At 72.8% G+C, this 24026-nt stretch carries 26 protein-coding genes and 1 riboswitch; of the genes, 12 read left to right on the forward strand and 14 right to left on the reverse strand.

Features of this window, described 5'->3' with window-relative positions; all coding sequences use genetic code 11:
* Positions 1-154 precede the first annotated feature (154 nt).
* From afsQ1 to ACFWJB_RS25100, 5 genes are all read left to right on the forward strand, one after another.
* Positions 155-832 (forward strand): two-component system response regulator AfsQ1, encoded by a 678-nt coding sequence (gene afsQ1 / locus ACFWJB_RS25080; RefSeq protein ID WP_385471655.1) that lies wholly within the window; start codon positions 155-157, stop codon positions 830-832.
* Positions 829-2439, forward strand: a complete 1611-nt coding sequence (locus ACFWJB_RS25085; protein WP_385471652.1) for an ATP-binding protein — start codon at positions 829-831, stop codon at positions 2437-2439. Before afsQ1 ends, ACFWJB_RS25085 begins: the two co-directional genes overlap by 4 nt.
* A complete protein-coding gene (locus ACFWJB_RS25090; RefSeq protein ID WP_385471650.1) occupies positions 2439-3050 on the forward strand; it encodes a hypothetical protein in 612 nt (203 codons plus the stop codon). The genes ACFWJB_RS25085 and ACFWJB_RS25090 overlap by 1 nt, the downstream gene beginning before the upstream one ends.
* Positions 3051-3139: 89 nt before the next feature.
* Positions 3140-3691, forward strand: coding sequence for a VanZ family protein (locus ACFWJB_RS25095; RefSeq protein ID WP_385471647.1), 552 nt, complete (start codon positions 3140-3142; stop codon positions 3689-3691).
* A gap of 93 nt (positions 3692-3784) precedes the next feature.
* Positions 3785-3988 (forward strand): PspC domain-containing protein, encoded by a 204-nt coding sequence (locus ACFWJB_RS25100; RefSeq protein ID WP_386924993.1) that lies wholly within the window; start codon positions 3785-3787, stop codon positions 3986-3988.
* A 98-nt stretch (positions 3989-4086) separates the two neighbouring features.
* On the opposite strand, the gene ACFWJB_RS25105 is transcribed toward ACFWJB_RS25100, so the two are convergent.
* Together ACFWJB_RS25105 and ACFWJB_RS25110 are read right to left on the reverse strand one after the other, a co-directional pair.
* Positions 4087-4488, reverse strand: coding sequence for an ATP-binding protein (locus ACFWJB_RS25105; RefSeq protein WP_386924995.1), 402 nt, complete (start codon positions 4486-4488; stop codon positions 4087-4089).
* Between the two features lie 145 nt (positions 4489-4633).
* Positions 4634-5809, reverse strand: a complete 1176-nt coding sequence (locus ACFWJB_RS25110; RefSeq protein ID WP_386924997.1) for an adenosine deaminase — start codon at positions 5807-5809, stop codon at positions 4634-4636.
* 170 nt (positions 5810-5979) lie between these two features.
* Between ACFWJB_RS25110 and ACFWJB_RS25115 the strand changes: the two genes are divergently transcribed.
* On the forward strand, positions 5980-6741 hold the full coding sequence (locus ACFWJB_RS25115; protein ID WP_386924999.1) for an alpha/beta hydrolase: 762 nt from the start codon (positions 5980-5982) through the stop codon (positions 6739-6741).
* Positions 6742-6748: 7 nt separating this feature from the next.
* Here the strand turns inward: ACFWJB_RS25115 and ACFWJB_RS25120 are convergent, their stop codons facing one another.
* On the reverse strand, positions 6749-7702 hold the full coding sequence (locus tag ACFWJB_RS25120) for a LysR substrate-binding domain-containing protein (RefSeq protein WP_386925001.1): 954 nt from the start codon (positions 7700-7702) through the stop codon (positions 6749-6751).
* 63 nt (positions 7703-7765) lie between these two features.
* On the opposite strand from ACFWJB_RS25120, the gene ACFWJB_RS25125 reads away from it, so the two are divergent.
* Together ACFWJB_RS25125 and ACFWJB_RS25130 are read left to right on the forward strand one after the other, a co-directional pair.
* Complete coding sequence (locus tag ACFWJB_RS25125) at positions 7766-9085, forward strand: MFS transporter (RefSeq protein WP_386925003.1); 1320 nt, start codon at positions 7766-7768, stop codon at positions 9083-9085.
* A gap of 165 nt (positions 9086-9250) precedes the next feature.
* Positions 9251-10255, forward strand: a complete 1005-nt coding sequence (locus ACFWJB_RS25130) for a sigma-70 family RNA polymerase sigma factor (protein WP_386925005.1) — start codon at positions 9251-9253, stop codon at positions 10253-10255.
* Here the strand turns inward: ACFWJB_RS25130 and ACFWJB_RS25135 are convergent.
* On the reverse strand, positions 10148-10534 hold the full coding sequence (locus tag ACFWJB_RS25135; protein ID WP_385471013.1) for an STAS domain-containing protein: 387 nt from the start codon (positions 10532-10534) through the stop codon (positions 10148-10150). The two genes, ACFWJB_RS25130 and ACFWJB_RS25135, sit on opposite strands and share 108 nt — an antisense overlap.
* 129 nt (positions 10535-10663) lie before the next feature.
* Here ACFWJB_RS25135 and ACFWJB_RS25140 point away from each other — a divergent pair, with 129 nt between their 5' ends.
* Positions 10664-11584, forward strand: coding sequence for an AEC family transporter (locus ACFWJB_RS25140; RefSeq protein ID WP_385470999.1), 921 nt, complete (start codon positions 10664-10666; stop codon positions 11582-11584).
* A 6-nt stretch (positions 11585-11590) separates the two neighbouring features.
* On the opposite strand, the gene ACFWJB_RS25145 is transcribed toward ACFWJB_RS25140, so the two are convergent.
* The 10 genes from ACFWJB_RS25145 to ACFWJB_RS25190 all read right to left on the reverse strand — a co-directional run bounded on the left by ACFWJB_RS25145 (position 11591) and on the right by ACFWJB_RS25190 (position 21569).
* A complete protein-coding gene (locus ACFWJB_RS25145; protein ID WP_385471001.1) occupies positions 11591-12175 on the reverse strand; it encodes a Uma2 family endonuclease in 585 nt (194 codons plus the stop codon).
* A gap of 97 nt (positions 12176-12272) precedes the next feature.
* Positions 12273-13550, reverse strand: a complete 1278-nt coding sequence (locus ACFWJB_RS25150) for a thymidine phosphorylase (RefSeq protein ID WP_385471015.1) — start codon at positions 13548-13550, stop codon at positions 12273-12275.
* Positions 13551-13568: 18 nt separating this feature from the next.
* Entirely contained in the window at positions 13569-13961 is a 393-nt protein-coding gene (locus ACFWJB_RS25155; protein WP_385471003.1) for a cytidine deaminase, read from the reverse strand.
* Entirely contained in the window at positions 13958-15232 is a 1275-nt protein-coding gene (locus ACFWJB_RS25160) for an ABC transporter permease (protein WP_386925008.1), read from the reverse strand. The genes ACFWJB_RS25155 and ACFWJB_RS25160 overlap by 4 nt, the downstream gene beginning before the upstream one ends.
* Entirely contained in the window at positions 15229-16353 is a 1125-nt protein-coding gene (locus ACFWJB_RS25165; protein ID WP_385471007.1) for an ABC transporter permease, read from the reverse strand. Before ACFWJB_RS25165 ends, ACFWJB_RS25160 begins: the two co-directional genes overlap by 4 nt.
* Entirely contained in the window at positions 16353-17918 is a 1566-nt protein-coding gene (locus tag ACFWJB_RS25170; RefSeq protein WP_385471009.1) for an ABC transporter ATP-binding protein, read from the reverse strand. The genes ACFWJB_RS25165 and ACFWJB_RS25170 overlap by 1 nt, the downstream gene beginning before the upstream one ends.
* A gap of 214 nt (positions 17919-18132) precedes the next feature.
* Positions 18133-19182: a BMP family protein gene (locus ACFWJB_RS25175; protein ID WP_385471011.1), complete on the reverse strand. Its 1050-nt coding sequence runs from the start codon at positions 19180-19182 to the stop codon at positions 18133-18135.
* A gap of 330 nt (positions 19183-19512) precedes the next feature.
* Positions 19513-19878 (reverse strand): Rv2175c family DNA-binding protein, encoded by a 366-nt coding sequence (locus ACFWJB_RS25180; RefSeq protein WP_385472236.1) that lies wholly within the window; start codon positions 19876-19878, stop codon positions 19513-19515.
* Between the two features lie 66 nt (positions 19879-19944).
* Positions 19945-21186, reverse strand: a complete 1242-nt coding sequence (locus tag ACFWJB_RS25185; RefSeq protein WP_385472233.1) for an NAD(P)/FAD-dependent oxidoreductase — start codon at positions 21184-21186, stop codon at positions 19945-19947.
* Between the two features lie 32 nt (positions 21187-21218).
* A complete protein-coding gene (locus tag ACFWJB_RS25190) occupies positions 21219-21569 on the reverse strand; it encodes a hypothetical protein (RefSeq protein WP_385472230.1) in 351 nt (116 codons plus the stop codon).
* Between the two features lie 51 nt (positions 21570-21620).
* Positions 21621-21732, forward strand: a riboswitch (TPP riboswitch).
* Between ACFWJB_RS25190 and thiO the strand changes: the two genes are divergently transcribed.
* The 3 genes from thiO to ACFWJB_RS25205 all read left to right on the forward strand — a co-directional run bounded on the left by thiO (position 21730) and on the right by ACFWJB_RS25205 (position 23939).
* Positions 21730-22941 carry a glycine oxidase ThiO gene (gene thiO / locus ACFWJB_RS25195; protein WP_386925012.1) on the forward strand — a complete coding sequence of 404 codons (1212 nt, stop codon included), beginning with the start codon at positions 21730-21732 and terminating at the stop codon, positions 22939-22941. It overlaps the preceding riboswitch by 3 nt.
* Entirely contained in the window at positions 22938-23138 is a 201-nt protein-coding gene (gene thiS, locus ACFWJB_RS25200) for a sulfur carrier protein ThiS (protein WP_385460802.1), read from the forward strand. The genes thiO and thiS overlap by 4 nt, the downstream gene beginning before the upstream one ends.
* Before the next feature lie 3 nt (positions 23139-23141).
* Entirely contained in the window at positions 23142-23939 is a 798-nt protein-coding gene (locus tag ACFWJB_RS25205) for a thiazole synthase (RefSeq protein WP_386925015.1), read from the forward strand.
* Positions 23940-24026: the final 87 nt, after the last annotated feature.

Consider the following 24026-nt stretch of genomic DNA (forward strand, 5'->3'; position numbering starts at 1 on the left):
CGACTTCATGGCCGTGTCCGCCGACTGTCACAGACCTGTCACAGGGGTCGGCCACGGTTGCGTCACGGATCCTTCACAGGCCCCGTCGGCAGGTGGGGACCCCATCCGGGCCCGCGGGTCGAACCCCGGCCCCTCCATGGGCCAGAATGAGCCCGTGCCTTCCCTGTTGCTGATCGAGGACGACGACGCCATCCGGACGGCCCTGGAGCTCTCTCTGACGCGCCAGGGCCACCGCGTGGCGACCGCTGCCAGTGGTGAGGACGGTCTGAAGCTGCTGCGCGAGCAGCGGCCGGATCTGATCGTGCTGGACGTGATGCTGCCCGGCATCGACGGTTTCGAGGTGTGCCGGCGCATCCGGCGCACCGACCAGCTGCCGATCATCCTGCTGACCGCGCGCAACGACGACATCGACGTGGTCGTCGGCCTGGAGTCGGGCGCCGACGACTACGTCGTCAAACCCGTGCAGGGCCGCGTGCTGGACGCCCGCATCCGGGCCGTGCTGCGGCGCGGGGAGCGGGAGTCGAACGACTCGGCGAGCTTCGGCAGCCTCGTCATCGACCGGTCCGCGATGACCGTGACGAAGAACGGCGAGGACCTCCAGCTCACCCCGACCGAGCTGCGGCTGCTGCTGGAGCTGAGCCGGCGGCCGGGGCAGGCGCTGTCGCGGCAGCAGCTGCTGCGGCTGGTGTGGGAGCACGACTACCTCGGTGACTCGCGGCTCGTGGACGCCTGCGTGCAGCGGCTGCGCGCCAAGGTCGAGGACGTGCCGTCGTCGCCGACCCTGATCCGTACCGTGCGGGGTGTCGGCTACCGGCTGGATCCGCCTCAGTGACACAGGAACACCAGGGGGGCTCGCGCGGCTGGACCGCGACGCGCAAGGGAGTCCGCTCGCGGCTGCGCCTCACCAGCCTGCGCCTGCGGCTGGTCCTCGTCTTCGGTCTGGTCGCGCTCACCGCCGCCGTGTCGGCGTCCGGCATCGCGTACTGGCTGAACCGCGAGGCGGTGCTCACCCGTACCCAGGACGCCGTGCTGCGCGACTTCGAGCAGGAGATGCAGAACCGGGCGGGTGCGCTGCCCGCGCGCCCCACGCAGGACGAGGTGCAGCGCACCGCCGGGCAGATGGCCAGCAGCAGTCAGCGCTTCGGGGTGCTGCTCGTCGCCCTGAACGCCGACGGCGAGGCCGTGTATGGCAGTTCCGGCGGGCTCGGCGGGTTCTCGCTGGCCGACGTGCCCGAGTCGCTGCGCACCGCGGTGAACAAGGAGCAGAAGGTCTCCTCGGCCAACAAGTACCCGTACCACCTGTACTGGCAGCGGGTCGTGGAGGACGGCACGCCCTACCTCGTGGCCGGTTCGAAGGTGATCGGCGGCGGACCGACCGGTTACATGTTCAAGTCGCTGGAGCCCGAGGCCAAGGACCTGAACTCGCTGGCCTGGTCGCTGGGCATCGCGACCGGGCTCGCGCTGCTCGGGTCCGCGCTGCTCGCCCAGGCCCTGGCCACGACCGTGCTGAAGCCGGTGCACCGGCTCGGGGTTGCGGCACGACGGCTCGGCGAGGGCAGGCTGGACACCCGGCTGCGCGTCTCGGGCACCGACGAACTGGCGGATCTGTCACGGACGTTCAACAGCGCGGCGGAGGCGCTGGAGAAGCGGGTCGCGGACATGGCGGACCGGGAGCAGGCCTCGCGGCGCTTCGTGGCGGACATGAGCCACGAGCTGCGGACGCCGCTGACGGCCATCACCGCCGTCACGGAGGTGCTGGAGGACGAGCTGGAGTTCGAGGGCGGCGGCATCGACCCGATGATCGAACCGGCCGTAAGGCTGGTGGTCAGCGAGACCCGGCGCCTGAACGACCTCGTGGAGAACCTGATGGAGGTCACCCGCTTCGACGCGGGCACCGCCCGGCTGGTCCTGGACGACGTCGACGTGGCCGACCAGATCACCGCCTGCATGGACGCCCGCGCCTGGCTGGACGCCGTCGACCTGGACGCCGAGCGCGGCATCCACGCCCGCCTCGACCCGCGCCGGCTGGACGTCATCCTGGCCAACCTCGTCGGCAACGCCCTCAAGCACGGCGGGTCGCCGGTGCGGGTGTCGGTGACGCGGGCGGACGACGAGATCGTCATCCGGGTGCGGGACCACGGCCCCGGCATCCCCGAGGACGTGCTGCCGCACGTCTTCGACCGCTTCTACAAGGCCAGCGCCTCCCGGCCCCGCTCCGAGGGCAGCGGGCTCGGCCTGTCCATCGCCCTGGAGAACGCCCACATCCACGGCGGCGAGATCACCGCCGAGAACTCCCCCGAGGGCGGCGCGGTGTTCACGCTGCGGCTGCCGCAGGACGCGTCGGTGCCCGCGGAGGAGGACGCCGGGGAGGCCCCGGCGGGCGACGGGACCGGGGACGCGGGCCGGGAGCCGGGCAAGGACGCGAAGGGACAGGCCTGATGACCGTACGCCGCCTGCCGGCGCTTCCCCTGCTGGCCGTGCTGGCCGTGCTGCTCACCGGGTGCGGGATACGCGCCACGGAGGTGCCCACGGACTACGGCCCCGCGCCGTCGCGGGTGCGCTGCTCGCTCGCCGAACCGGACGGGCCGGCCGGGGCCACGCCGGGGCTGCCGGTGCGGGTCTTCCTGCTGTGCGGCTCCTCGCTGGTGAGCGTGGACCGGACGGTGCGGGTCCCGGACGGCGCCGCGGACTCCGCGCGCCGGGTCCTGGTCGCCCAGGGGCTGCTGGACCAGCTCGCCGCGCCGCCGTCGGCCGCGGAGAAGGAGGCCGGGTACACCACGGACATACGCGCCGGCGTCGCCGTGAAGGGGCCCCGCCCCGGCGACCCGGAGGACACCCTGCGGCTCGGCATCGCGCCCGGCGACCTCGCCTCGTACGCCCTCGCCCAGGTGGTCTGCACCTTCTCCGACTCGGCCGCGGCCGAGGGCGACGGTTCCGTGATCCTGGCCGGGCCCGACGACCGGGCCCCGCGCCGCTACACCTGCACGGACGAGGTCCGCGCCCGGCCGGGCAGCAACGAGCCGCCGTCCCGGGCGGTCTCCGGCGGGTGACGCCGGGCCCGGGGTCCGTGTGGCGCAGGACTCATCCTCGCGCGGAGGGCACCGGAACCGACCGAGCCGGAGGCCGCGTCTAGGGGGGCGTGCAGCGTCAAGGGTTCACCGGCGGCAGCGCCGCGCACCGCATCCGTGCGACAGGAGGTGTCCTCCTCGTCGCGCACCTCGCGTTCGTCGCCTGGTACACCCTGCGGCCCCTGGACGTGCCGTGGGTCCTGCCACCCAACGTGCACCCGCTCGACGGTATCCGCGCCGACCTGGCACTGGGCTGGCCGGCGGCGGCCCGCTCCCTCGGCGGCGCGCTGGCCCTGCTGGCGCCGCTGGGGGTGCTGCTGCCCGCGGTGAACGGGCGGCTGGCCGTGTCACCCACGGCGTCCCTGCTGCGCACCGTGGCCGCGGGCGCCCTGCTGTCGCTGGGGATCGAGCTGTTGCAGACCGGGGTGCCCGGCCAGGTCGTGGACGTCGACTCGCTGCTGCTGAACACCCTGGGCGTGGCCCTCGCCCACCTCGCCGTCGTACCCGCGTGCCGGGCGCGGCTCCGCCGCAGGTCCGGGCCGGGGGACCGGGAGGACGTCCCTCAGGGGGAGCCGGCTCAGGGTCGGACCCCGACGATTCCCAGGGTCGGTATCGCCCCGTAGAGCGACGCTTTGTTCCGTTCGTCTCCGTAGCGTGGAGGGCAGATGAGGGGTGGCCGGCCGGCCGCCTCGCGACACGCTGACGAAGGAGCCGCGATGTCCCGCCTCGCCCGCCCCACCCACGGCCGCATGATCGGCGGAGTGTGCGCCGCGCTGGCACGGCGCTTCGGCACCTCCACCACCACGATGCGGGTGATCTTCGTACTGTCCTGCCTGCTGCCCGGCCCGCAGTTCCTGCTCTACCTCGCCCTGTGGATCCTCCTGCCGTCGGAGGAGGAGGCGGCCCGGACGGCCTGGTGACGGGCCCGCCCGGCCGACTCGTCCGTCCTCTCCGCGGCATGCCGACGGGGGCGCACCCGGTGCGGGTGCGCCCCCGTCGGCGCGTGGAGCGGGAGGGCTCAGTCGCCCAGCGTCAGGCCGTTCACCGGCATGCCCTGGGTGGACAGACCCTGCGGGGGCAGGGCCGGGGCGGGCAGGGTCCGGGCGGTCGGCAGTCCGCCGAGGAGGCCCGCGGCCGGGCCGGCCGGGCCGTCGGCGGGCTTCCCGCCGAGCGTCTGCTCGACGACCGGCTGGGTGGCGGCCAGACCCGTGCCGGCCATCCGGCGTCCCTGCTCCAGCCTGGTGCCGGTGCCCGGTGCCACGGTGGAGACGGCTTCCGTGGGGAGCGTGCGGGCGACGGAGTCCACGGTCCCGGCGGCGTCCGGGAGCTGCGGGGCGGCCGAGGCCGCCCCCGCCCCGGCTGCGGCGAAGGCGGCACCGAGGGCGGCGACACCGAGGGTCTTGACAGCAGACTGCTTCATGAAATGCGTCCTCGAATATGGATGACGGGGGATGTGAGCGGTGCTCGACCGTAAACAGGCGGGACCGCCCGCCGCAAACATCGAAATGCGTACGAGTCGTGAACGCCCGTCCCCGTCTCCGATTTCCCCGGACGCCGTCCGGCCTCTATTCTTCCGGAGAACCGCTGGTGGAGGCCGCCTGCTGGAACAGCCATTCGGATTTCAGTTCCGCGTATCCCGGCTTGATCACGTCATTGATCATGCCCAGTCGTTCATCGAAAGGAATGAACGCTGATTTCATCGCATTGACGGAGAACCACTGAAGGTCGTCGAGCGTGTAGCCGAACGCGTCGACAAGGTGCTCGAATTCCCGGCTCATACCCGTGTGGGACATCAGCCTGTTGTCCGTGTTGACGGTGACGCGGAAGTGCAGCCGGCGCAGCAGGCCGATCGGGTGCGCGGCGTACGAGTCGGCCGCCCCGGTCTGGAGGTTGGAACTGGGGCACAGCTCCAGCGGGATCCGCTTGTCCCGTACGTAGGAGGCGAGCCGGCCGAGCTCGACCGTGCCGTCCCCGTGGACCGTGATGTCGTCGATGATCCGCACGCCGTGTCCGAGCCGGTCGGCGCCGCACCACTGGAGGGCCTGCCAGATGGACGGCAGGCCGAAGGCCTCGCCGGCGTGGATGGTGAAGTGGTTGTTCTCCCGCTTGAGGTACTCGAAGGCGTCGAGGTGCCGGGTGGGCGGGTGGCCGGCCTCGGCGCCCGCGATGTCGAAGCCGACGACGCCGAGGTCGCGGTAGCGGTTGGCGAGTTCGGCGATCTCCAGGGAGCGGGCGGCGTGCCGCATGGCGGTGAGCAGGGCGCCGACGCGGATGCGGTGGCCGTTCTCCCGGGCCCGGCGCTCGCCCTCGCGGAAGCCCTCGTTGACGGCCTCGACGACCTCTTCGAGGCTCAGCCCGCCCTCCAGGTGCTGCTCGGGGGCGTACCGCACCTCGGCGTAGACGACGCCGTCCTCGGCGAGGTCCTCGGCGCACTCGGCGGCGACCCGGACGAGGGCGTCGCGGGTCTGCATGACGCCGACGGTGTGGGAGAAGGTCTCCAGGTACCGCTCGAGCGATCCGGAGTCGGCGGCCTCCCGGAACCAGGCGCCGAGCCGGCCGGGATCGGTCTCGGGGAGATCCTCGTATCCGGCGGCGCGGGCGAGTTCGACGACCGTGCCGGGGCGCAGCCCGCCGTCGAGGTGGTCGTGCAGCAGAACCTTCGGCGCCCGGCGGATCTGGTCCGGTGTCGGAGTCCTCCCGGCGGTCTGCGCGCCGGCCTTCGCGGTGTTCTGGCTCGTCATTTCCGCACTCTAGCTCCTACGCGCGTAGAGCGGCAGGACTGCGGCCGGCGGGGACGGGAGTACCGGCGGGCGGGGACACTTCCCGACGAATCGGTGTACGGAACCGCCGATATGTAACGGTGACTGCGAGGGACGGGTCTCCGCACCCCGTCTTCTGAGAATGTTCTGTCATGGGACAGCAAGCGACGCCGGCCCGTCGGGCCCGGCTGGGGCGAACGCTCGGTCCGGAGCGGACGGCGGTCAGCGGTGTGGTGCTCCTGCTCCCCGGTGGCGACGAGGTGTCCGACCGCAGGCCGTCCGGGCTGCTGGCGTCCGCGTCGGTACGCGCGCTGGGGCGCGGGCTGGCCCGGGCGGGCCGGGACGAGGGCCTGGCCACGCACGTCGTGCACTACCGCTACCGGGGCTGGAACGGCACCGAGGCGCACCTCGCCCGCGACGCCGACTGGGCCGCCGCCGAGGCCGTGCGGCGCTACGGCGACGTCCCGGTCTGCCTCGCCGGCGTCGGCATGGGCGGGCGGGCCGCGCTGCGCGCGGGCGGGCACGAGGCCGTCAACTCCGTGCTGGCGATCGCCCCCTGGCTGCCCGACGAGGACGTGGCGGCGGCCCCCGAACCGGTGAAGCAGCTCGCCGGGCGCCAGGTGCTGATCGTGCACGGCACCAACGACGGACGCTGCGACCCGGAGTTGTCGTTCCGGCTGGCGTCCCGGGCGAAGAAGGCCAACCGCGACGTGTGCCGGTTCGAGGTGCACTCGGACGGACACGGGCTGCGGCACTACCGGGACGAGGTCGTCGCGCTGGCGGAGGACTTCGTGATGGGCGCGCTGTTCGGGCAGTCCTTCTCGCGGCCGGTGGAGGACGCGCTGGCCGCGCCCCCGCCCCTGGGACTGCGGATGCCGCTGGCGGCGGGGTTCGGCAGGTCGCGGCGCCGGTAGGGCCCGGTCAGCCGGGCAGGAGGTGCCCCCTTCTGGACAGCAGGAACTTCTTGAAGGCCGCCACCGGGGGCGTGTCCGTGCGGCCCGCGAGCCAGGCGACGCCGATCTCGCGGGCCGCGCGCGGTGCCGTGACCGTCAGTTCGACCACGCCGGGGCGGGGCACGGCGGGCGGCGGCAGGAGTGCGACGCCGAGGCCCGCGGCGACCAGGCCGCGCAGCGTCTCCGCCTCCTCCCCCTCGAAGGCCACCCGCGGCCGGAAGCCGGCCTCCCCGCAGAGGTCGTCGGTGATGCGGCGCAGCCCGTAACCGGGCTCCAGGGTCACGAAGTTCTCGTCGGCCGCCTCGGCGAGGCGGATGCGCCGGCGGGCGGCCAGCGGATGGTCGGCCGGGACGACGAGGCGCAGCTTCTGCTCGTCCAGGCGGCGGGCGACCAGGTCGGGGGCGTCCGGGACCGGGGAGGTCAGGCAGAGGTCGAGGTCGCCGGCGCGCAGCCGCTCCAGCATGGCCTCGCCGTAGTTCTGGACGAGGCTGAAGCGGACGCGGGGGTGGTCGGCGCGGAAGGCGTGCAGCAGGCCGGGGACGGTCTCGGCGCCCATGGTGTGCAGGAAGCCGAAGGCGACCTTGCCGGTGGCCGGGTCGACGTCCGCGCGCACCTCCTCCGCGGCGCGCTCGATCTCGGCGAGGGCGCGTTCGACCGAGCCGAGGAAGGTGTGCCCGGCGGGGGTCAGCGCGAGGGTGCGGCCCCGGCGGACGAACAGGTCCACGCCGAGGTCCGCCTCGAGGCGGACGAGGGCGCGGGAGAGGGTGGACTGAGGGACGTTCATCTCCTGCGCGGCCCGGGTGACGTGCTCGGTGCGGGCGACGCCGGCGAAGTGCGCGAGGCGCGGCGCGAGCAGCGTGACGATGTCTTCTGTGTCACCGGACGGTGACAGGCGGGCCTGTGAGCTCTGCTGATGCACCATGGGAACGATTATGACGATTCCATGCATTGGACGGATGAGTGCAGGGCTTCGTACCTTCGCAGCATGACTCCCGCCGATACCGGGGCGTCCACCACCGTGGACGCCGCGACCGCCGTCTCCGTCCCCTCCTCCCCCGACCCCGCCGACTCGCGCATGACCCCGGGCGGCCCCGGTTACCGCCGGATGAGTCTCGCCCTGTTCCTGGCGGGCGTCGCGACCTTCGCGCTCCTCTACTCCACCCAGGCCCTGCTGCCGCTGATCTCCGGCGACCTCGGGGTGAGCGCGGGCGACGCGAGCTGGACGGTGGCCGCCGCGACGGGCGGCCTGGCCCTCTTCGTGCTGCCGATGAGCGCCCTGTCGGAGCGCTTCGGGCGGCGTACGGTCATGACGGCGTCGCTGGCCGTCGCGGTGTCCGTCGGGCTGCTGGTGCCCTTCGCCCCGTCGCTGCCGGCGCTGGTCGCGCTGCGCGCGGTGCAGGGCGCGGCGCTGGCCGGGCTGCCGGCCTCGGCGACGGCGTACCTGGCGGAGGAGGTGCGGCCGCGGGCGCTGGTCACCGCCATCGGCCTGTTCGTGGCGGGCAACAGCGTCGGCGGCATGAGCGGCCGGGTCATCACCGGCTGGGTCGCGCAGGAGTGGGGCTGGCGGGTCGCCGTCGGGGTGATCGGCCTGGTCGCGGTGGCGTGCGCGGTGGCCTTCCGGCTGCTGCTGCCGGCGCCGCGGCACTTCACGGCGGGCTCGCTGCGCCCGCGGGTCCTGGTCCGCACGGTCCGCGACCACCTCGCCGACCCGCTGCTGCGCCGCCTGTACGCGATCGGCGCGCTGTTCATGACGGTGTTCGGCGGCGTCTACACGGTGATCGGCTACCGCCTGACCGATGCCCCGTTCTCCCTGCCGCAGGGCGTCATCGGCTCGATCTTCCTGGTGTACCTGGTCGGTACGGTCTCGGCGTCGACGGCGGGCCGGCTGGTGGGCCGGCTCGGCCGCCGCGGGGCGCTCTACCTGGGCGGCGGTACGACGGCGGCGGGCCTGCTGCTGTCCCTCGCGCCCTGGCTGCCGCTGGTCCTGCTGGGGCTGGTGCTGATCACGGCGGGCTTCTTCGCGGGTCACGCGGTGGCCTCGTCGGCGGTGGGCAGGACGGCCACGCACGGCCGTGCCCAGGCGTCGGCGCTGTACCAGTCCGCCTACTACATCGGCTCCAGCGCGGGCAGCACGGTGGGCGCGGTGGCCTTCCACTCCGGCGGCTGGGCCGGGACGGTCGGCGTCGGGCTGCTGGCGGTGCTGGGCGTCGTGGGGATCACCGCCCTCGGGTCGCTGGCGGCGCGCCGCCGGAGCGCGGGCGTGGGCTCCGGCGCGTCGGTGCGCGGCCTGCCCGCGACGCGCTGACGGCCGGGCGGGGCCGCCACGCGCCGACGTGCCGGTCCTGCCCGCCACGGCGCCGACGTGCGCCTTTCCCGACTCCGCGGGCCATTGTCGGTCCCCTGCGGTAGCTTCCGAAGTGCGAGGCGCGACAACGCGCACGACGGGACGCGGCCCAGGGGTGGGTGGACGATGACCAACGGCACCGTGACGCCGGAGCTGGACTCCGCGCTGGAGAAGCACCGGGTCGAGCTGACGGGGTACTGCTACCGGATGCTCGGTTCCTCCTTCGAGGCCGAGGACGCGGTGCAGGACACCCTGGTCCGCGCCTGGCGGAGCTACGACAAGTTCGAGGGCCGCTCCAGTCTCCGTTCCTGGCTGTACCGCATCGCGACCAACGTCTGCCTGGACATGCTGACCGCGGGCAACAAGCGGGCCCGTCCGATGGACCTCACGGACTCGACGCCGCTCGCGCAGGCAGCCCTGGCGCCGCGCCCGGACAACACCTGGCTGGAGCCGATGCCGGACGCCCGCGTGCTGCCGACGACGGCCGATCCGGCGGAGGCCGCGGTCGCCAAGGAGTCGGTGCGGCTCGCCTTCATGGCCGCGCTCCAGCAGCTGCCGCCCAAGCAGCGGGCGGTGCTGATCCTGCGCGAGGTGCTGGCGTGGCGGGCGAGCGAGGTCGCCGAGCTGCTCGGCACGACGGTCGCGTCGGTCAACAGCGCCCTCCAGCGGGCCCGGGCGACGCTCGCCGAGCGGCAGGACCGGGGGGCGGGCGCGGCGGTGTCCGATCCGCTGGACGAGGAGCAGCAGAAGCTGCTGGAGCGCTATGTCGCGGCCTTCGAGGGGTACGACATGACGGCGCTGACGGCGCTGCTGCACGAGGACGCGGTCATGACGATGCCGCCGTTCGACCTGTGGCTGGCCGGCCCGGCGGACATCACCGGCTTCATGGAGACGCTCGGCTCCGCGTGCGCGGGCTCGCGCCTCGTGCCGGTCGAGGCGAACGGACTGCCGGCCTTCGCGCACTACAAGCCGGACCCGGAGGCGGGCGGCTTCGCGCCGTGGGCGGTCCAGGTGCTGGAGATCTCAGAGGGCCGCATCACCGGGTTCCACTGCTTCCTGGACACCAAGCGGTGGTTCCCGCTGTTCGACCTGCCGCTCCGCCTCGAAGCGGAGGCCGACAAGGTCGAGTAGGGCGTGCAGGGCGGGGTCGGGGTCGCGCAGGCGTATCCGTCCCCCGGCCCGCCGGGCGGTGAGCTCGAGCCGGGCCAGCAGGTCGACGACGGCGAGTCCGGGCGGCCCCAGCCCGCCGACGTCGCAGACGACCACGCCGGCCCGGGTGGTTTCCAGCAGCGCGCGCACCTCGTCGCAGAGCCGGGGCGTCTCCCCTCGGGAGACGGGCCCCGGCAGCACGAGTACGGCGGGTGTCACGGCGTCCACGTGCGGTAGACCGGGCGGCCCGGCGGAACTCATCGGTGCCGGCACGGCGAAGATCACGTTGACCTCGGGACGGCCCGCCCCGGAGGGTTGGCATGTGCCCCACATACCGCCGCCCGCCGCGCTGCCCGACGCCGTCCGCCTCCCGGCCGAGGAGGCGTCGCCGTGCAGGGGGTGCTGACCGGCTTCGCGGTGATCGCGGTCGTGATCGGCGTGGGCTATGTGCTCGGGCTGCGCGGCCACCTCGGCGGCCAGGGGCGCGAGGTCCTGACGAAGCTCGCCTTCCACGTGGCCTCACCCGCCCTGCTGTTCACGACGCTGGCGACGGCCGACCTGTCGGTGGTTTTCTCCACCCGGCTGCTGGTGACGGCCCTGTCGACGCTGGCGGTGGCCGGCGCGTTCGCCGCGGTGGGCGTCGTACGGGGCTGGGGCGTGGGCCGTACGACGATCGGCGCGCTCTGCTCCGGCTACGTGAACTCCGGCAATCTCGGCATCCCGATCGCCGTGTACGTGCTGGGCGATGCCTCGCTGGTGGCGCCGGTGCTGCTGTTCCAGCTGGTGCTGGTGACGCCGGTGGCGGTGACGATCCTGGACCTGTCGGGCGGGGGCGCCAAGGGCCCGCTGCGGCGGCGGCTGCTGACGCCACTGCGCAATCCGATCGCGCTGGGTTCGCTCGCCGGGGTCGCGGTGGCCGCGAGCGGGCTGCGGGTGCCGGACGCGGTCATGGACCCGGTGACCCTGATCGGCAACATGTCGGTCCCGGCTGTGCTGCTGGCCTTCGGCATCGGCCTGTGCGGCTCCACGATGCCGCTGCGGGGCGTGGAACGGCGGCCGGTGCTGCTCGCGGTCGCGCTGAAGGCGGTGGGGCAGCCGGCGGTGGCCTGGACGCTGGCGTCGGGGGTCTTCGGTCTGCGGGGCCCCCAACTGCTCGACGTGGTGGTGACGTCGGCGCTGCCTGCCGCGCAGAACCTCTACACGTACGCGTCGACGTACGGGGTGGGCGAGCGGCTGGCGCGGGACGCGATCCTGGTGTCGACGGTGGTGTCCGTGCCGGTGCTGGTGGGGGTGGCGACGGTGCTGGGGTGACGAGCCTCAGCTCGTGGGGAAGGCGTCGGTGTCGATCTCCAGGCCGAAGGGGTCCGGCAGGGTCAACTTTTCGCCGTACTCCACCGATGCCAGGACGCGATAGGTGCCGTCCTCAGGGTCTCCGTACAGCGTGACCGTCGGGCATCCGCTGTGCCAGGGGTCCAGAAGAAGGTAGAGGGGGACACCGGCCCGGGCATATCCCCTGACCTTCTTGATCCGATCGTGATTGGCATTGCTTCGCGAGGTGACTTCGACGACCAGCTCCGCCTCACTCGCATGCACTCTCCTGCCCTGCCGCAACGCCACTCTGGGCACCACGCACAGATCGGGCTGGAAAACACCCGCAGTCTCGGGGACCCCCAGCCCCAGAGTCTGGTAGATGCCACACCCCTCGGGGACAGCGGTATAGAGGCTGAGTTGAAGCAGTTCGGCGGTGTCGTTGTGTGCTTCGGACGGCGGAGGCGCCACGGTGACGATCCCTTCGATGATCTCCACCTTGCTGCCCTCCGGAGCGTCCGTCTCCTCCAGGACACGGACGATCTCGTCCCAGCCCGCCCCTCCGGGGGACGGCTCGGCACTGAGTGCGCTCATGGCGGTGTCTCCTATCGGTGCGTCACCGATCCCAGCATGCCGAACGGGACCGGCAGTGGTCTACCGGTCCCGTTCACCCGATCGAGGAAACCCCTGGTCAGGCGATGCGCTCCAGCACCACCGGCGAGGCGGTGAAGTCCGTGCCGGCCGGGCCGATGTCGTGCGAGCCCTCCAGCGCCGCGAGCGCGTAGGCGAAGCGGTCCGGGGTGTCCGTGTGGAGGGTCAGCAGGGGCTGGCCCTCGGTGACCGTGTCGCCGGGCTTGGCGTGGAGTTCGACGCCCGCGGCGGCCTGCACCGGGTCCTCCTTGCGGGCCCGGCCCGCGCCGAGGCGCCAGGCGGCGACGCCGACGTCGTAGGCGTCGAGGCGGGTCAGGACGCCCGAGGAGGCGGCCTTCACCACGTGCTGCTCCTTCGACGTGGGCAGGGCCGCGTCCGGGTCGCCGCCCTGGGCCGCGATCATGCGGCGCCAGACGTCCATCGCGGAGCCGTCGGCCAGGGCCTTCGCCGGGTCGGCGTCCGGCAGGCCCGCCGCGTCGAGCATCTCGCGGGCCAGGGCGAGGGTCAGCTCGACGACGTCGGAGGGGCCGCCGCCGGCCAGGACCTCGACGGACTCGCGGACCTCCAGGGCGTTGCCCGCGGTGAGGCCGAGGGGCGTGGCCATGTCGGTGAGCAGCGCGACGGTCTTCACGCCGTGGTCGGTGCCGAGGCCGACCATGGTGGAGGCCAGCTCGCGGGCGTCCTCGATCGTCTTCATGAAGGCGCCGCTGCCCACCTTCACGTCCAGGACCAGCGAGCCGGTGCCCTCGGCGATCTTCTTGGACATGATGGAGGAGGCGATCAGCGGGATCGCCTCGACCGTGCCGGTGACGTCGCGCAGCGCATACAGCTTCTTGTCGGCGGGGGCGAGACCGTCGCCCGCCGCGCAAATCACCGCGCCGGTGGTGTCCAGGACGTCCAGCATCTCCTCGTTGGAGAGGAGGGCGCGCCAGCCGGGGATCGACTCCAGCTTGTCCAGGGTGCCGCCGGTGTGGCCGAGGCCCCGCCCGGAGAGCTGCGGGACGGCCGCCCCGCACGCCGCCACCAGGGGCGCCAGCGGGAGGGTGATCTTGTCGCCGACGCCGCCGGTGGAGTGCTTGTCGGCGGTCGGGCGGGACAGGGACGAGAAGTCCATGCGCTCGCCGGAGGCGATCATCGCGGCCGTCCAGCGGGCGATCTCGCCGCGGTTCATGCCGTTGAGCAGGATCGCCATCGCGAGGGCCGACATCTGCTCGTCGGCCACCTCGCCGCGGGTGTACGCGTCGATGACCCAGTCGATCTGCTCGCCGCTGAGTTCACCGCGGTCCCGCTTGGTGCGGATGACGGAGATGACGTCCATGGCCATGTCTGGCTTTCCTTACTTGGTGAGGTGGTCGGGGCCGAAGGCCTGCGGGAGCATCTCCGCGAGCGGGAGCACCCCGGCGGGGGTCTCCAGCAGCAGCTCCGGGCCGCCGAACTCGAACAGCAGCTGACGGCAGCGCCCGCACGGCACCAGGATCTCGCCGTGGCCGTCGACGCAGACGAAGTGCGTCAGCCGGCCGCCGCCGGTCAGCTGGAGCTGGGAGACCAGACCGCACTCGGCGCACAGGCCGATGCCGTAGCTGGCGTTCTCCACGTTGCAGCCGGTGACGGTGCGGCCGTCGTCGACCAGGGCGGCGGCACCGACGGCGTAGCCCGAGTAGGGGGCGTACGCCCGGGACATCGCGTCCCGGGCCGCCGTGCGCAGGGCCTCCCAGTCGGCGCCGGTCACTTGCCCTGCCCCTTCCGGTACTGCATGCCGTCCGCCTTCGGCATCCGCAGCCGCTGCGCGGACAGGGCGAGGACGACCAGGGTGACGACGTACGGGGTGGCGGAGACGACCTGGTTCGGGACCTCGTTGGTGCCCGCGTACCAGGCGAAGACCAGGGCGCCGACGACGAGGGTGATCGCGGCCTTGACGTACTTCTTGCGGATCACCAGCCAGACGGCGCCGGCGACCAGCAGGAGCGCGCCGAGCAGCAGCAGGGCGTGCACGTTGGCGGAACCGCCGCGCAGGTTGAGGCTGTCGGTGTAGCCGAAGAGGCCGGCGCCGATGGCGAGGCCGCCCGGCATCCAGTTGCCGAAGATCATCGCCGCGAGGCCGATGTAGCCGCGGCCGCTGGTCTGGCCCTCCAGGTAGAAGGGGTTGGCCACGATGGAGAGGAAGACACCGCCGAGGCCGGCCAGACCGCCGGAGATGATCACGGCGAGGTACTTGTACTTGTAGACGTTGACGCCGAGGGACTCGGCGGCGACCGGGTTCTCGCCGCAGGAGCGCAGGCGGAGGCCGAACGGCGTGCGCCACAGGATCCACCAGGTGGCGGGGACCAGGGCGACGGCGATCAGGGTCAGCCAGGACACGTTGGTGACCAGGCCGCCGAGCAGGCCGGCGACGTCCGAGACCAGGAACCAGCCCTTGTCGTTGAGGGTCTGGAGGCCGTCGGACAGGCCCGGCACCGTGAAGTGGCCGAGGGAGTCGACCGGCGGGGACTGCTTGGCCGAACCGCCCTGGTGGCCCTCGAAGGCGAGCGGGGCGAGGTAGCGGGTGGCGCCCAGCGCGAGGATGTTGATGGCCACACCGGAGACGATGTGGTTGACGTTGAAGGTGACGGTGACGATCGCGTGCAGCAGGCCGCCGATCGCGCCGCCGACGATGCCGACGAGGACACCGGTCCACGGGCCCCACTGGAAGCCGGCCCAGGCACCGAACCAGGTGCCGAGGATCATCATGCCCTCGAGGCCGATGTTGACGACGCCCGCGCGCTCGGCCCACAGGCCGCCGAGGCCGGCCAGGCCGATCGGCACGGCGAGCTGGAGCGCGGTGGACATCTGGCTGACGTTGGTGATGCCGTCGGCGCCGGTGATGATGCGGACGAGCGAGGTCAGCGCCAGGGCTCCGGCGATGACCAGGAGCAGCACGGGCCACGACATGCGGCGGCCGGTCGGCGCCCCGGGCTGCAGCGAGGGCTGGTTGACGTCGGTCGCTGTGGTCGGAGCGGTCATCGGCCGGCCACCTCCTTCTTCGAGTTGTCGGTGGCGCCCAGGACGTGACCGGCGGCCAGCTCCGCGCCGACCCGGCGCTGCTGGCGGCGCAGGCCCCACTCGCGGACGGCCTCGTAGGAGACGACCACGGAGAGGACGATCAGGCCCTGCATGATGACCGCGATCTCCTTGTCGTAGCCGTGGAAGTCCAGCTCGGGCGAGGCCTTGTCGAGCCAGGCCCACAGCAGGGCGGCGAAGGCGATGCCGACCGGGCTGTTGCGGCCGAGCAGGGCGATGCCGATGCCGAGGAAGCCGATGCCGGTGGGGAAGTTGAGGCTGTAGGTGTGGGTGGCGCCGAGCAGGATCGGCAGGCCCGCGAGTCCGGCGAGGCCGCCGGAGATGAGCATGGCGGTGAGCACCATGCGCTTGGGGTCGACACCGCTGGCCGCGGCGGCGGACTCGGAGGCGCCGGAGGCGCGCAGGTCGAAGCCGAAGCGGGTGCGGTTGAGGACGACCCAGTAGCCGATGCCGAGCAGCACCGCGAGGAGGACCAGGCCGTAGATCTCGCCGGCCGCGCCCGTGTCGATGCCGGGGATCCAGCCGGAGTCGTGCATCTCGCCGGTGGTGTTGTTGTTGCCGATCTTGACGCCGAAGACGTCCGGCAGCCACAGGTAGCCGATGACGGCGGTGGCGATCGCGTTGAGCATGATCGTCGCGACGACCTCGCTGACGCCGCGGGTGATCTTGAGGACACCGGCGATGCCGGACCAGAAGGCACCGGTGCACACGGCGGTCAGGAGCAGCAGCGGCACCTGGAGGAACGCCGGCAGGTCGGCGTGGGCGCCGACGATGGCGGCCGTCATCGCGGCGAGCTGGTACTGGCCGTCGACGCCGATGTTGAACAGGTTCATCCGGAAGCCGATGGCGACCGCGAGGGCCGCGATGTAGTACATCGACGCCTGGTTGACGATCAGGACCTGGATGTCGGAGAAACCGGCCTGCTCGAACATCAGGGCGAACGGTTCGACGGGGTTCTTGCCCGAGGCGACCAGGACGATCGCGCTGAGCACGAAGGCCACGGCGAGCGCGATGACCGGCCCGGCCACCGCGAGGAGCACGCGCTCCTTGTCGAACTTCTTCATCAGCGGGCCTCGTCTTCCGGAGACCCGGGAGACTTGCGGATCTCGGGGGTCTCGTCGTGTTCCAGGTGTCCGGAGGCGGCACCGGTCATCGCCGAGCCGAGCTCCTCGGGGGTGATGGTGGCCGGGTCGGCGTCCGCGACCAGCTTGCCGTCGTAGATCACCCGGAGGGTGTCGGACAGGCCGATCAGCTCGTCCAGGTCGGCGGATATCAGCAGTACGGCCAGGCCCTCGCGGCGGGCCTCGCGGATGTGGTCCCAGATCGCGGCCTGTGCGCCGACGTCCACACCGCGGGTGGGGTGGGCGGCGATCAGGAAGCGCGGCTTGTGGCTCATCTCGCGGCCGACGATCAGCTTCTGCTGGTTGCCGCCGGACAGGGAGGCGGCGGTGACGTCGATGCCGGGGGTGCGGACGTCGTACGCCTCGACGATGCGGCGGGTGTCCTCCTGGGAGCCCTTCGGGTCCAGCCAGAAGCCCTTGCTGTTGGGCTTCTCGGTGACGTGGCCGAGGATGCGGTTCTCCCACAGGGGGGCCTCGAGGAGCAGGCCGTGGCGGTGGCGGTCCTCGGGGATGTAGCCGACGCCCTGCTCGCGGCGCTTGCGGGTCGGCAGGGAGGTGATGTCCTCACCGAGGAAGCGTATGGAGCCGGAGTCGGCGTGCTTGAGGCCGATCAGCGCGTCGACCAGCTCGGTCTGGCCGTTGCCCTCGACGCCGGCGATGCCGAGCACCTCACCGGCGTGGATGGTGAAGGTGACGTCGTCGAGCAGGGCCTTGCCGCCCGGCGCCACCAGGCGCAGCGTGTCGACGGCGAGGACCGGGCGGTCGGTGACCGTGGACTCCGCCGTCTCCGGCGTCGGCAGCTCGCTGCCGACCATCAGCTCGGCGAGCTGGCGCGGGGTGGTCTCGGCGGGCACGGCCGTGCCGACCGTCGTGCCGCGGCGTATGACCGTGATGTCGTCCGCGACGGAGAGGACCTCGCCCAGCTTGTGGGAGATGAAGATGACGGACAGCCCCTCGGCCTTGAGCTCGCGCAGGTTGTCGAAGAGGGCGTCCACCTCCTGCGGCACCAGGACGGCCGTCGGCTCGTCGAGGATCAGCGTGCGGGCGCCGCGGTAGAGGACCTTGAGGATCTCCACGCGCTGGCGGGCGGCGACCCCGAGCTCCTCGACCAGGACGTCGGGGCGCACGCCGAGGCCGTACCGCTCGGAGATCTCCTTGATCCTGCGGCGGGCCCTGCCGCCGATGCCGTGGAGCTTCTCGCTGCCGAGCACCACGTTCTCGAGGACCGTGAGGTTGTCGGCGAGCATGAAGTGCTGGTGCACCATGCCGATGCCGCGGACGATCGCGTCGGCGGGCGACGAGAAGGAGACCTGCTCGCCGTCGATCGCGATGGTCCCCTCGTCCGGCTTCTGCATGCCGTAGAGGATCTTCATCAGCGTCGACTTGCCGGCCCCGTTCTCGCCGACGAGGGCGTGGACGGTGCCCCTGCGGACGGTGAGGTGGATGTCGTGGTTGGCCACGACACCGGGGAAACGCTTGGTGATCCCGGCGAGTTCGACGGCGGTCACCGATTCGTTGACCGCCGCTCCGGCCGGAGGGCTGCTGGACGCGTTGATGGCGCACTCTCCTGGGGACGGGGGTCGTCTACGCGCGTAGCGCCCCTACGGCATCTGAAGCGGCGGCACATCGGCACGACGGGGTACGAGGAGGCCGACTCCCCGTACCCCGCCGAGCGGCGCAACCCCGCGGTTACACACTGTTCGAGGTGGTGCTCAGCTCAGTTCAGCTGCTCTTGACCTTGATCTCACCGCTGACGATCTTCTCCTGGGCCGCCTTGACGGCCGCCTGGAGGTCGGCGTTGCCCGCGAACTTCGGGTTGGAGACCGACAGACCGACCTCGCCGGACTTCAGATCGCCCTTGACGATACCGGTCACGGGCTTGCCGTCCTTGACCGACTTCGCAAGGTTGTACACGGCCTTGGCGACGTCCTTGGTGGCCGACGTCAGGATGGAGTCCTTGTACTTGGCGAGGGCTTCCTGCTTGTACTGGTCGGAGTCGACGCCGATCGCCCAGATCTTGTGGGCGGAGGCGGCCTCGATGACGCCCTGGCCGGACAGGCCGGCGGCGGCGTAGACGACGTCGGCCTTCTTCTCGATCTGGCCCTCGGCGGCGGTCTTGCCCTTGTCGGGGCTGGAGAAGCCGCCCTCCTCCGCCGTCTGCGTCAGGTACTGCGACAGCACCTTGACCTTCGGGTTGGTGTCGGTGACACCCTGCTCGAAGCCGGCCTGGAACTTGTGGATCAGCGGAACGTCCACGCCGCCCACGAAGCCGACCGTGTTGGTCTTGGTGCTCTTGGCGGCGGCGACACCGGCGAGGTAGGAGGCCTCCTCCTCGCTGAAGACCAGGTCGGCCACGTTCTTGGCCTGGATCTGGGAGTCGTCCACGATGCCGAAGGTGGTGTCCGGGTACTTCTCGGCCGCGTTCTTCATGGCGGTGGCGTACGCGTAGCCGACGCCGATGACCGGGTTGTAGCCCTGCTTCGCCAGCGACGCGAGGCGCTGCTCCTTGTCGGCGTCGGTCTCGCCCTCGGTGGGCTCGATGTCGGCCGTGGCGTAGCCGAACTCCTTCTTCGCCTGCTCCAGGCCCGAGTAGGCGGCGTCGTTGAAGGACTGGTCGCCCTTGCCGCCGACGTCGTAGGCGATGGCGAGACCCTTGTCGCCCTTCGAGTCCGACGACCCGGAGGAGGTCGAGGTACCGCCGCAGGCGGCGAGGGCGAGGGCCAGGGAGGCGGTCGCTGCGCCTGCGACCGTGATCCGGGAAATCCGGCGCATTGTGGAGCTCCTGTCGTACAAGCGCCGTACGGTTCGGCTTCGGCGCTGGCTTCGCCGCAGATTAACGCGCGTAGACCTGCCTGAAAACCCCTTCTGTCCACCTTGTTATCCGCCCGTGAGCAAGGTGACGCGGACGACGGCCCGGGGCTTGCCGGGCGCGAACGCGGGGTGGCGGAGGGTGACGCCAGGGGGCCGGAGCGGTCGGGCGGGTGGCCGGCGCGGATGCGGGCGGTCCGGCGGGGGTGGCCGGACGGAAGCGGGCGGGCAGGGGGTGGGAACGCCGAAGCGGGGGGGGGGCCGGGGGGCCCCCCCCGCCGGCGGTGTGTCAGGTCAGACGGCGAGCGCCTGGGCGCGGCGCTTCACCTCCGTGCCGCGATTCTCGCTCAGCGCCTGGGCGGGGGTGCCGGGCAGGGTCGGGTCCGGGGTGAAGAGCCACTCGAGCATCTCCTCGTCCGTGAAGCCGTCGTCCCGCAGCAGGGTCAGGGTCCCGACGAGGCCCTTGACGACCTTGTCCTCGTCGATGAAGGCCGCCGGGACGTGCAGCGCGCGGTTCTCGCCGCGGCGTACGGCGATGAGCTGGCCTTCCTTGATCAGCTGCCGCACCCGGGTCACCTCGACGCCGAGCATCTCGGCGATGTCGGGGACGGTGAGCCAGGCGGGTACGAGAGCATCGGTCTTTGCGTCAATCTCGGTCACGCCTCCAGCCTGCCATCTGCCGCTGACACCGGGAAGCCGGACCCGCCCCGAGAGGCCGGCGGCGGACTACGCCGTCGCCGCCTTGAGCGGCCGCGCGGGGTCGGCGAGCAGCCGCGGATCCATCCGCGCGCCCGCCTCGATCAGGCGCCTGCCCTGGGCCAGGTCGCGGGGGCGGCCCACCGCCAGCAGGGCGATCAGCCGCTCGTCGCGCAGCCAGCAGACCGTCCAGGCCGGGCCGGAGGGGTCGCCGCGCCACAGGGTGGTGTCGGCGGACGTGTGATGCCCCGCGTACTGGACGAACCGGCCGAACTGCTCGGACCAGAAGTACGGCACCGGGTCGTAGACCGGCGGGACCTCGCCGGTGGCGGCGCCGACGATGTCGGCGGCGACCGTGCGCGGGCCCTGGAGGGCGTTGTCCCAGTGGTGGACGAGCAGGCGCTCCCCGTAGCGGCCGGAGGGGAAGGAGGCGCAGTCGCCGACCGCGTGGACGTCCGGCACGGAGGTGCGCAGGCGGTCGTCGGCCAGGATCTCGCCCTGCGGGCCGAGCTCGACGCCGGAGCCGGCCAGCCAGGCGGTGGCGGGCCGGGCTCCGATGCCGACGACCACGGCGCCGGCGGGCAGTCGCGAGCCGTCGTCGAGGACGACGTGGCCGGGCTCGACGCGCTCCACGCGCGCGCCGGTGCGCAGGACGGCGCCCGCGTCGGCGTACCAGGCGGTCATGGGGGCGGCGACCTCGGCGGGCAGGGCACCGGCGAGGGGCCGGTCGGCGGCCTCCACGACGGTCACCGCGCAGCCCGCCTCGCGCGCGGCGGTGGCGAACTCGGCGCCGATCCAGCCCGCGCCGACGACCACGATGTCGTGCTGCCGGGCGAGCACCGGACGCAGCCGCTCGGCGTCGTCCAGGGTGCGCAGCAGATGCACGCCGGGGACGTCCTCGGCGCCGGGCAGCAGGACCGGTTCGGCGCCGGTCGCGACCACCAGGACGTCGTACGGCACGGGCCCGGCGGAGGTGTCCAGGACGTGTGTGCCGGGGCGGACGCCGAGCGCCTCGCAGCCGAGCCGCAGCTCGATGCCGAGCGCCTCGAAGTCGACGTCGAAGGCGGAGCCCTCGGCCGTGCCGAGCAGGACGGCCTTGGACAACGGGGGGCGGTCGTACGGCTGGTGGGGTTCGGCGCCGATCAGTGTCACCGTGCCGGTGAAGCCCTGCTCGCGCAGGGCGACCGCGGTCTGCACGCCCGCCATGCCCGCACCGACGACGACCACGCGACGCTCCGCGTCCGCTCCCCGCTCCTGCGTCTGCTCGTTCACCTGATCACCTTAGACACCCGGCAAATCGACGGTCAGTCCCCGTGTGCGGTGATCTCCTCCACAACGCTCGTCCCGCTCCCCCGCCGGGACTCCCACTCCCAGCTCTCCTCCAGGCGCACCCGCCCGTCGGGCAGGTCGACGACCGTCGAGACGCAGTGCCCCGACGACGTGCTGCCGTCGGTCCTGAGCTGGACGTAGCGGAAGTCGAGCCGGTCGCCCGCGCGGGTGCCCACCAGCCGGCCGCGGACGACGTCGCCGCCCGCGTACTCGGCCCAGACCGCCCCGTCCTCCTCGTGGTAGGTGAACCGGGTGCGGGTCCCGACCTGGCCGGGGGCCTGGTCGGCGACCGGTGCGAGGACGAGACCGTCGAGCGAACGGGCCACGGTGGGGACTCCCTTACGAGTTCGGCGCGCTGCGGGCTAGGGTGGCCAACGTAAAGCACTCGCGGGAGCCCGGACGCACCGGGCTGAGAGGGAGGCTGGCGGCCTCCGACCGTACGAACCTGATCCGGGTCATGCCGGCGAAGGGAGGGGCTGGACGCCCATGTCGTCCCCACCGAACGCACCGTCCGTACCGTCGTCGTCCCGCACGTCCGCGCGTACGCCGGACGTGCTCGTCGTGGGCGGCGGGATCATCGGCCTGGTCACCGCCTGGCGGGCCGCGCAGCGCGGGCTCGCCACGGCCCTCGTGGACCCCGACCCGGGCGGCGGGGCCGCCCGGGTGGCGGCCGGGATGCTGGCCGCCGTCACGGAGCTGCACTACGGCGAGCAGACGCTGCTCGCGCTGAACCTCGCCTCGGCCCGCCGCTACCCGGAGTTCGCCGCCGAGCTGACCGACCTCACGGGCCACGGCCTCGGGTACCGCCGCTGCGGCACCCTGGCCGTCGCGATGGACGCCGACGACCGGGCCCACCTGCGGGAACTGCACGCGCTGCAGGAGCGCTCGGGCCTGGAGTCCGAGTGGCTGTCGGGCCGCGAGTGCCGGCGCCTGGAACCGATGCTCGCGCCGGGCGTGCGCGGCGGGCTGCGGGTGGACGGCGACCACCAGATCGACCCCCGCCGCCTGGCCGGCGCGCTGCTGGCCGCCTGCGAGCGCTCGGGCGTGGTCCTCCACCGGGTGTGGGCCGACCGGCTCACCCTCGCCGGGGACCGGGCGACCGGCGTCGTCACGGCCGACGGGACGGCGCTGGAGGCCGGGCAGGTGGTGCTGGCCGGAGGCAGCCTGAGCGGGCGGCTGGCGGGCGTGCCGGACGACGTACTGCCGCCGGTCCGGCCGGTGAAGGGGCAGGTGCTGCGCCTGACCATGCCGCGGACGCGCGGGCCGCTGCTGAGCCGGACGGTGCGTGCCGTGGTGCGCGGCAACCCGCTCTACCTGGTGCCCCGGGAGAGCGGCGAGCTGGTCGTCGGCGCCACCAGCGAGGAGCTGGGCTGGGACACGACGGTGACCGCGGGCGGCGTCTACGAGCTGCTGCGCGACGCCCACGAGCTGGTCCCCGGCATCACCGAACTGCCCCTCACGGAGACGCTGGCGGGTCTGCGCCCCGGTTCCCCGGACAACGCCCCGCTGCTCGGCCCGGCCGGGCCGGAGGGGCTGCTGCTGGCCACCGGGCACTACCGCAACGGCGTGCTGCTGACCCCGGTCACCGGCGACGTCATGGCGGACGTCCTGACCACCGGGGAGCTCCCGGAGGAGGCCCGCCCCTTCACTCCGCGGCGCTTCAGTGCCGCCCCCGCACTCACGGAGGGGACCGTATGAACGTCCGCGTCAACGGGGAGCCGCGCGAGGTGGCTCCCGGCACCGCCCTGGACGCCCTGGTGCGCACGCTCACCGCGGCGCCGTCCGGAGTGGCCGCCGCCCTGAACGAGACCGTCGTCCCGCGCGCGCAGTGGTCCGCCACCGCCCTGTCCGACGGCGACCGCGTCGAAGTCCTCACCGCCGTCCAAGGAGGCTGACCCATGGCCGACGATCCCTTCGTTCTCGGCGGTACTGCCTACACGTCCCGCCTGATCATGGGCACCGGCGGTGCACCCAGCCCGGACGTGCTCGAGCGCGCGCTGGTGGCGTCCGGGACGGAGCTGACGACCGTCGCGATGCGCCGGGTGGACCCGTCCGTGCACGGGTCGGTGCTGTCGGTGCTGGAGAAGCTCGGCATCCGGGTGCTGCCGAACACGGCCGGCTGCTTCACCGCCGGGGAGGCGGTCCTCACCGCGCGCCTCGCGCGCGAGGCGCTGGGCACGGACCTGGTGAAGCTGGAGGTCGTCGCCGACGAGCGCACCCTGCTGCCGGACCCGATCGAGCTGCTGGACGCGGCGGAGACGCTGGTGGACGACGGCTTCACGGTGCTGCCGTACACGAACGACGACCCGGTCCTCGCCCGGAAGCTGGAGGACGTCGGGTGCGCGGCGATCATGCCGCTCGGGTCGCCGATCGGATCGGGGCTCGGCATCCGCAACCCGCACAACTTCCAGCTGATCGTGGAGCACGCGCGCGTGCCGGTGATCCTGGACGCGGGGGCCGGTACGGCGTCGGACGTGGCTCTGGCGATGGAGCTGGGCTGTGCGGGGGTGATGCTGGCCTCGGCGGTGACGCGGGCGCAGGAGCCGGTGCTGATGGCCGCCGCGATGCGCTCCGCGGTGGAGGCGGGGAGGCTGGCCCGGCGGGCCGGGCGGATTCCGCGCCGGCACTTCGCGGAGGCGTCGTCTCCCGCGGAGGGCCTGGCGGTGCTGGATCCGGAGCGGCCCGCTTTCCGGTGAGCCCGTGCGGGGGTGACCCGCCGCGGGCGGCCGGCCGGGGCGTGGGGTGGGAAGCGTCACAGGTCCGCTTCAGTACCGCCGCGGATC

The organism is Streptomyces sp. NPDC127100 (assembly GCF_042724095.1).
Lineage (GTDB): Bacteria > Actinomycetota > Actinomycetes > Streptomycetales > Streptomycetaceae > Streptomyces.

What these genes read in the sequence shown, in the direction of transcription:
- ACFWJB_RS25205 (WP_386925015.1), top strand. Translation starts at nt 23,142, where the DNA reads ATGGCCGACGATCCCTTCGTTCTCGGCGGTACTGCCTACACGTCCCGC.
- ACFWJB_RS25125 (WP_386925003.1), top strand. Translation starts at nt 7,766, where the DNA reads ATGACTCCCGCCGATACCGGGGCGTCCACCACCGTGGACGCCGCGACC.
- ACFWJB_RS25115 (WP_386924999.1), top strand. Translation starts at nt 5,980, where the DNA reads ATGGGACAGCAAGCGACGCCGGCCCGTCGGGCCCGGCTGGGGCGAACG.
- ACFWJB_RS25135 (WP_385471013.1), bottom strand. Translation starts at nt 10,534, where the DNA reads ATGAGTTCCGCCGGGCCGCCCGGTCTACCGCACGTGGACGCCGTGACA.
- ACFWJB_RS25175 (WP_385471011.1), bottom strand. Translation starts at nt 19,182, where the DNA reads ATGCGCCGGATTTCCCGGATCACGGTCGCAGGCGCAGCGACCGCCTCC.
- ACFWJB_RS25165 (WP_385471007.1), bottom strand. Translation starts at nt 16,353, where the DNA reads ATGAAGAAGTTCGACAAGGAGCGCGTGCTCCTCGCGGTGGCCGGGCCG.
- ACFWJB_RS25100 (WP_386924993.1), top strand. Translation starts at nt 3,785, where the DNA reads ATGTCCCGCCTCGCCCGCCCCACCCACGGCCGCATGATCGGCGGAGTG.
- ACFWJB_RS25120 (WP_386925001.1), bottom strand. Translation starts at nt 7,702, where the DNA reads ATGGTGCATCAGCAGAGCTCACAGGCCCGCCTGTCACCGTCCGGTGAC.
- ACFWJB_RS25110 (WP_386924997.1), bottom strand. Translation starts at nt 5,809, where the DNA reads ATGACGAGCCAGAACACCGCGAAGGCCGGCGCGCAGACCGCCGGGAGG.
- ACFWJB_RS25145 (WP_385471001.1), bottom strand. Translation starts at nt 12,175, where the DNA reads ATGAGCGCACTCAGTGCCGAGCCGTCCCCCGGAGGGGCGGGCTGGGAC.
- ACFWJB_RS25150 (WP_385471015.1), bottom strand. Translation starts at nt 13,550, where the DNA reads ATGGACGTCATCTCCGTCATCCGCACCAAGCGGGACCGCGGTGAACTC.
- ACFWJB_RS25090 (WP_385471650.1), top strand. Translation starts at nt 2,439, where the DNA reads ATGACCGTACGCCGCCTGCCGGCGCTTCCCCTGCTGGCCGTGCTGGCC.
- ACFWJB_RS25105 (WP_386924995.1), bottom strand. Translation starts at nt 4,488, where the DNA reads ATGAAGCAGTCTGCTGTCAAGACCCTCGGTGTCGCCGCCCTCGGTGCC.
- thiS (WP_385460802.1), top strand. Translation starts at nt 22,938, where the DNA reads ATGAACGTCCGCGTCAACGGGGAGCCGCGCGAGGTGGCTCCCGGCACC.
- ACFWJB_RS25130 (WP_386925005.1), top strand. Translation starts at nt 9,251, where the DNA reads ATGACCAACGGCACCGTGACGCCGGAGCTGGACTCCGCGCTGGAGAAG.
- ACFWJB_RS25160 (WP_386925008.1), bottom strand. Translation starts at nt 15,232, where the DNA reads ATGACCGCTCCGACCACAGCGACCGACGTCAACCAGCCCTCGCTGCAG.
- thiO (WP_386925012.1), top strand. Translation starts at nt 21,730, where the DNA reads ATGTCGTCCCCACCGAACGCACCGTCCGTACCGTCGTCGTCCCGCACG.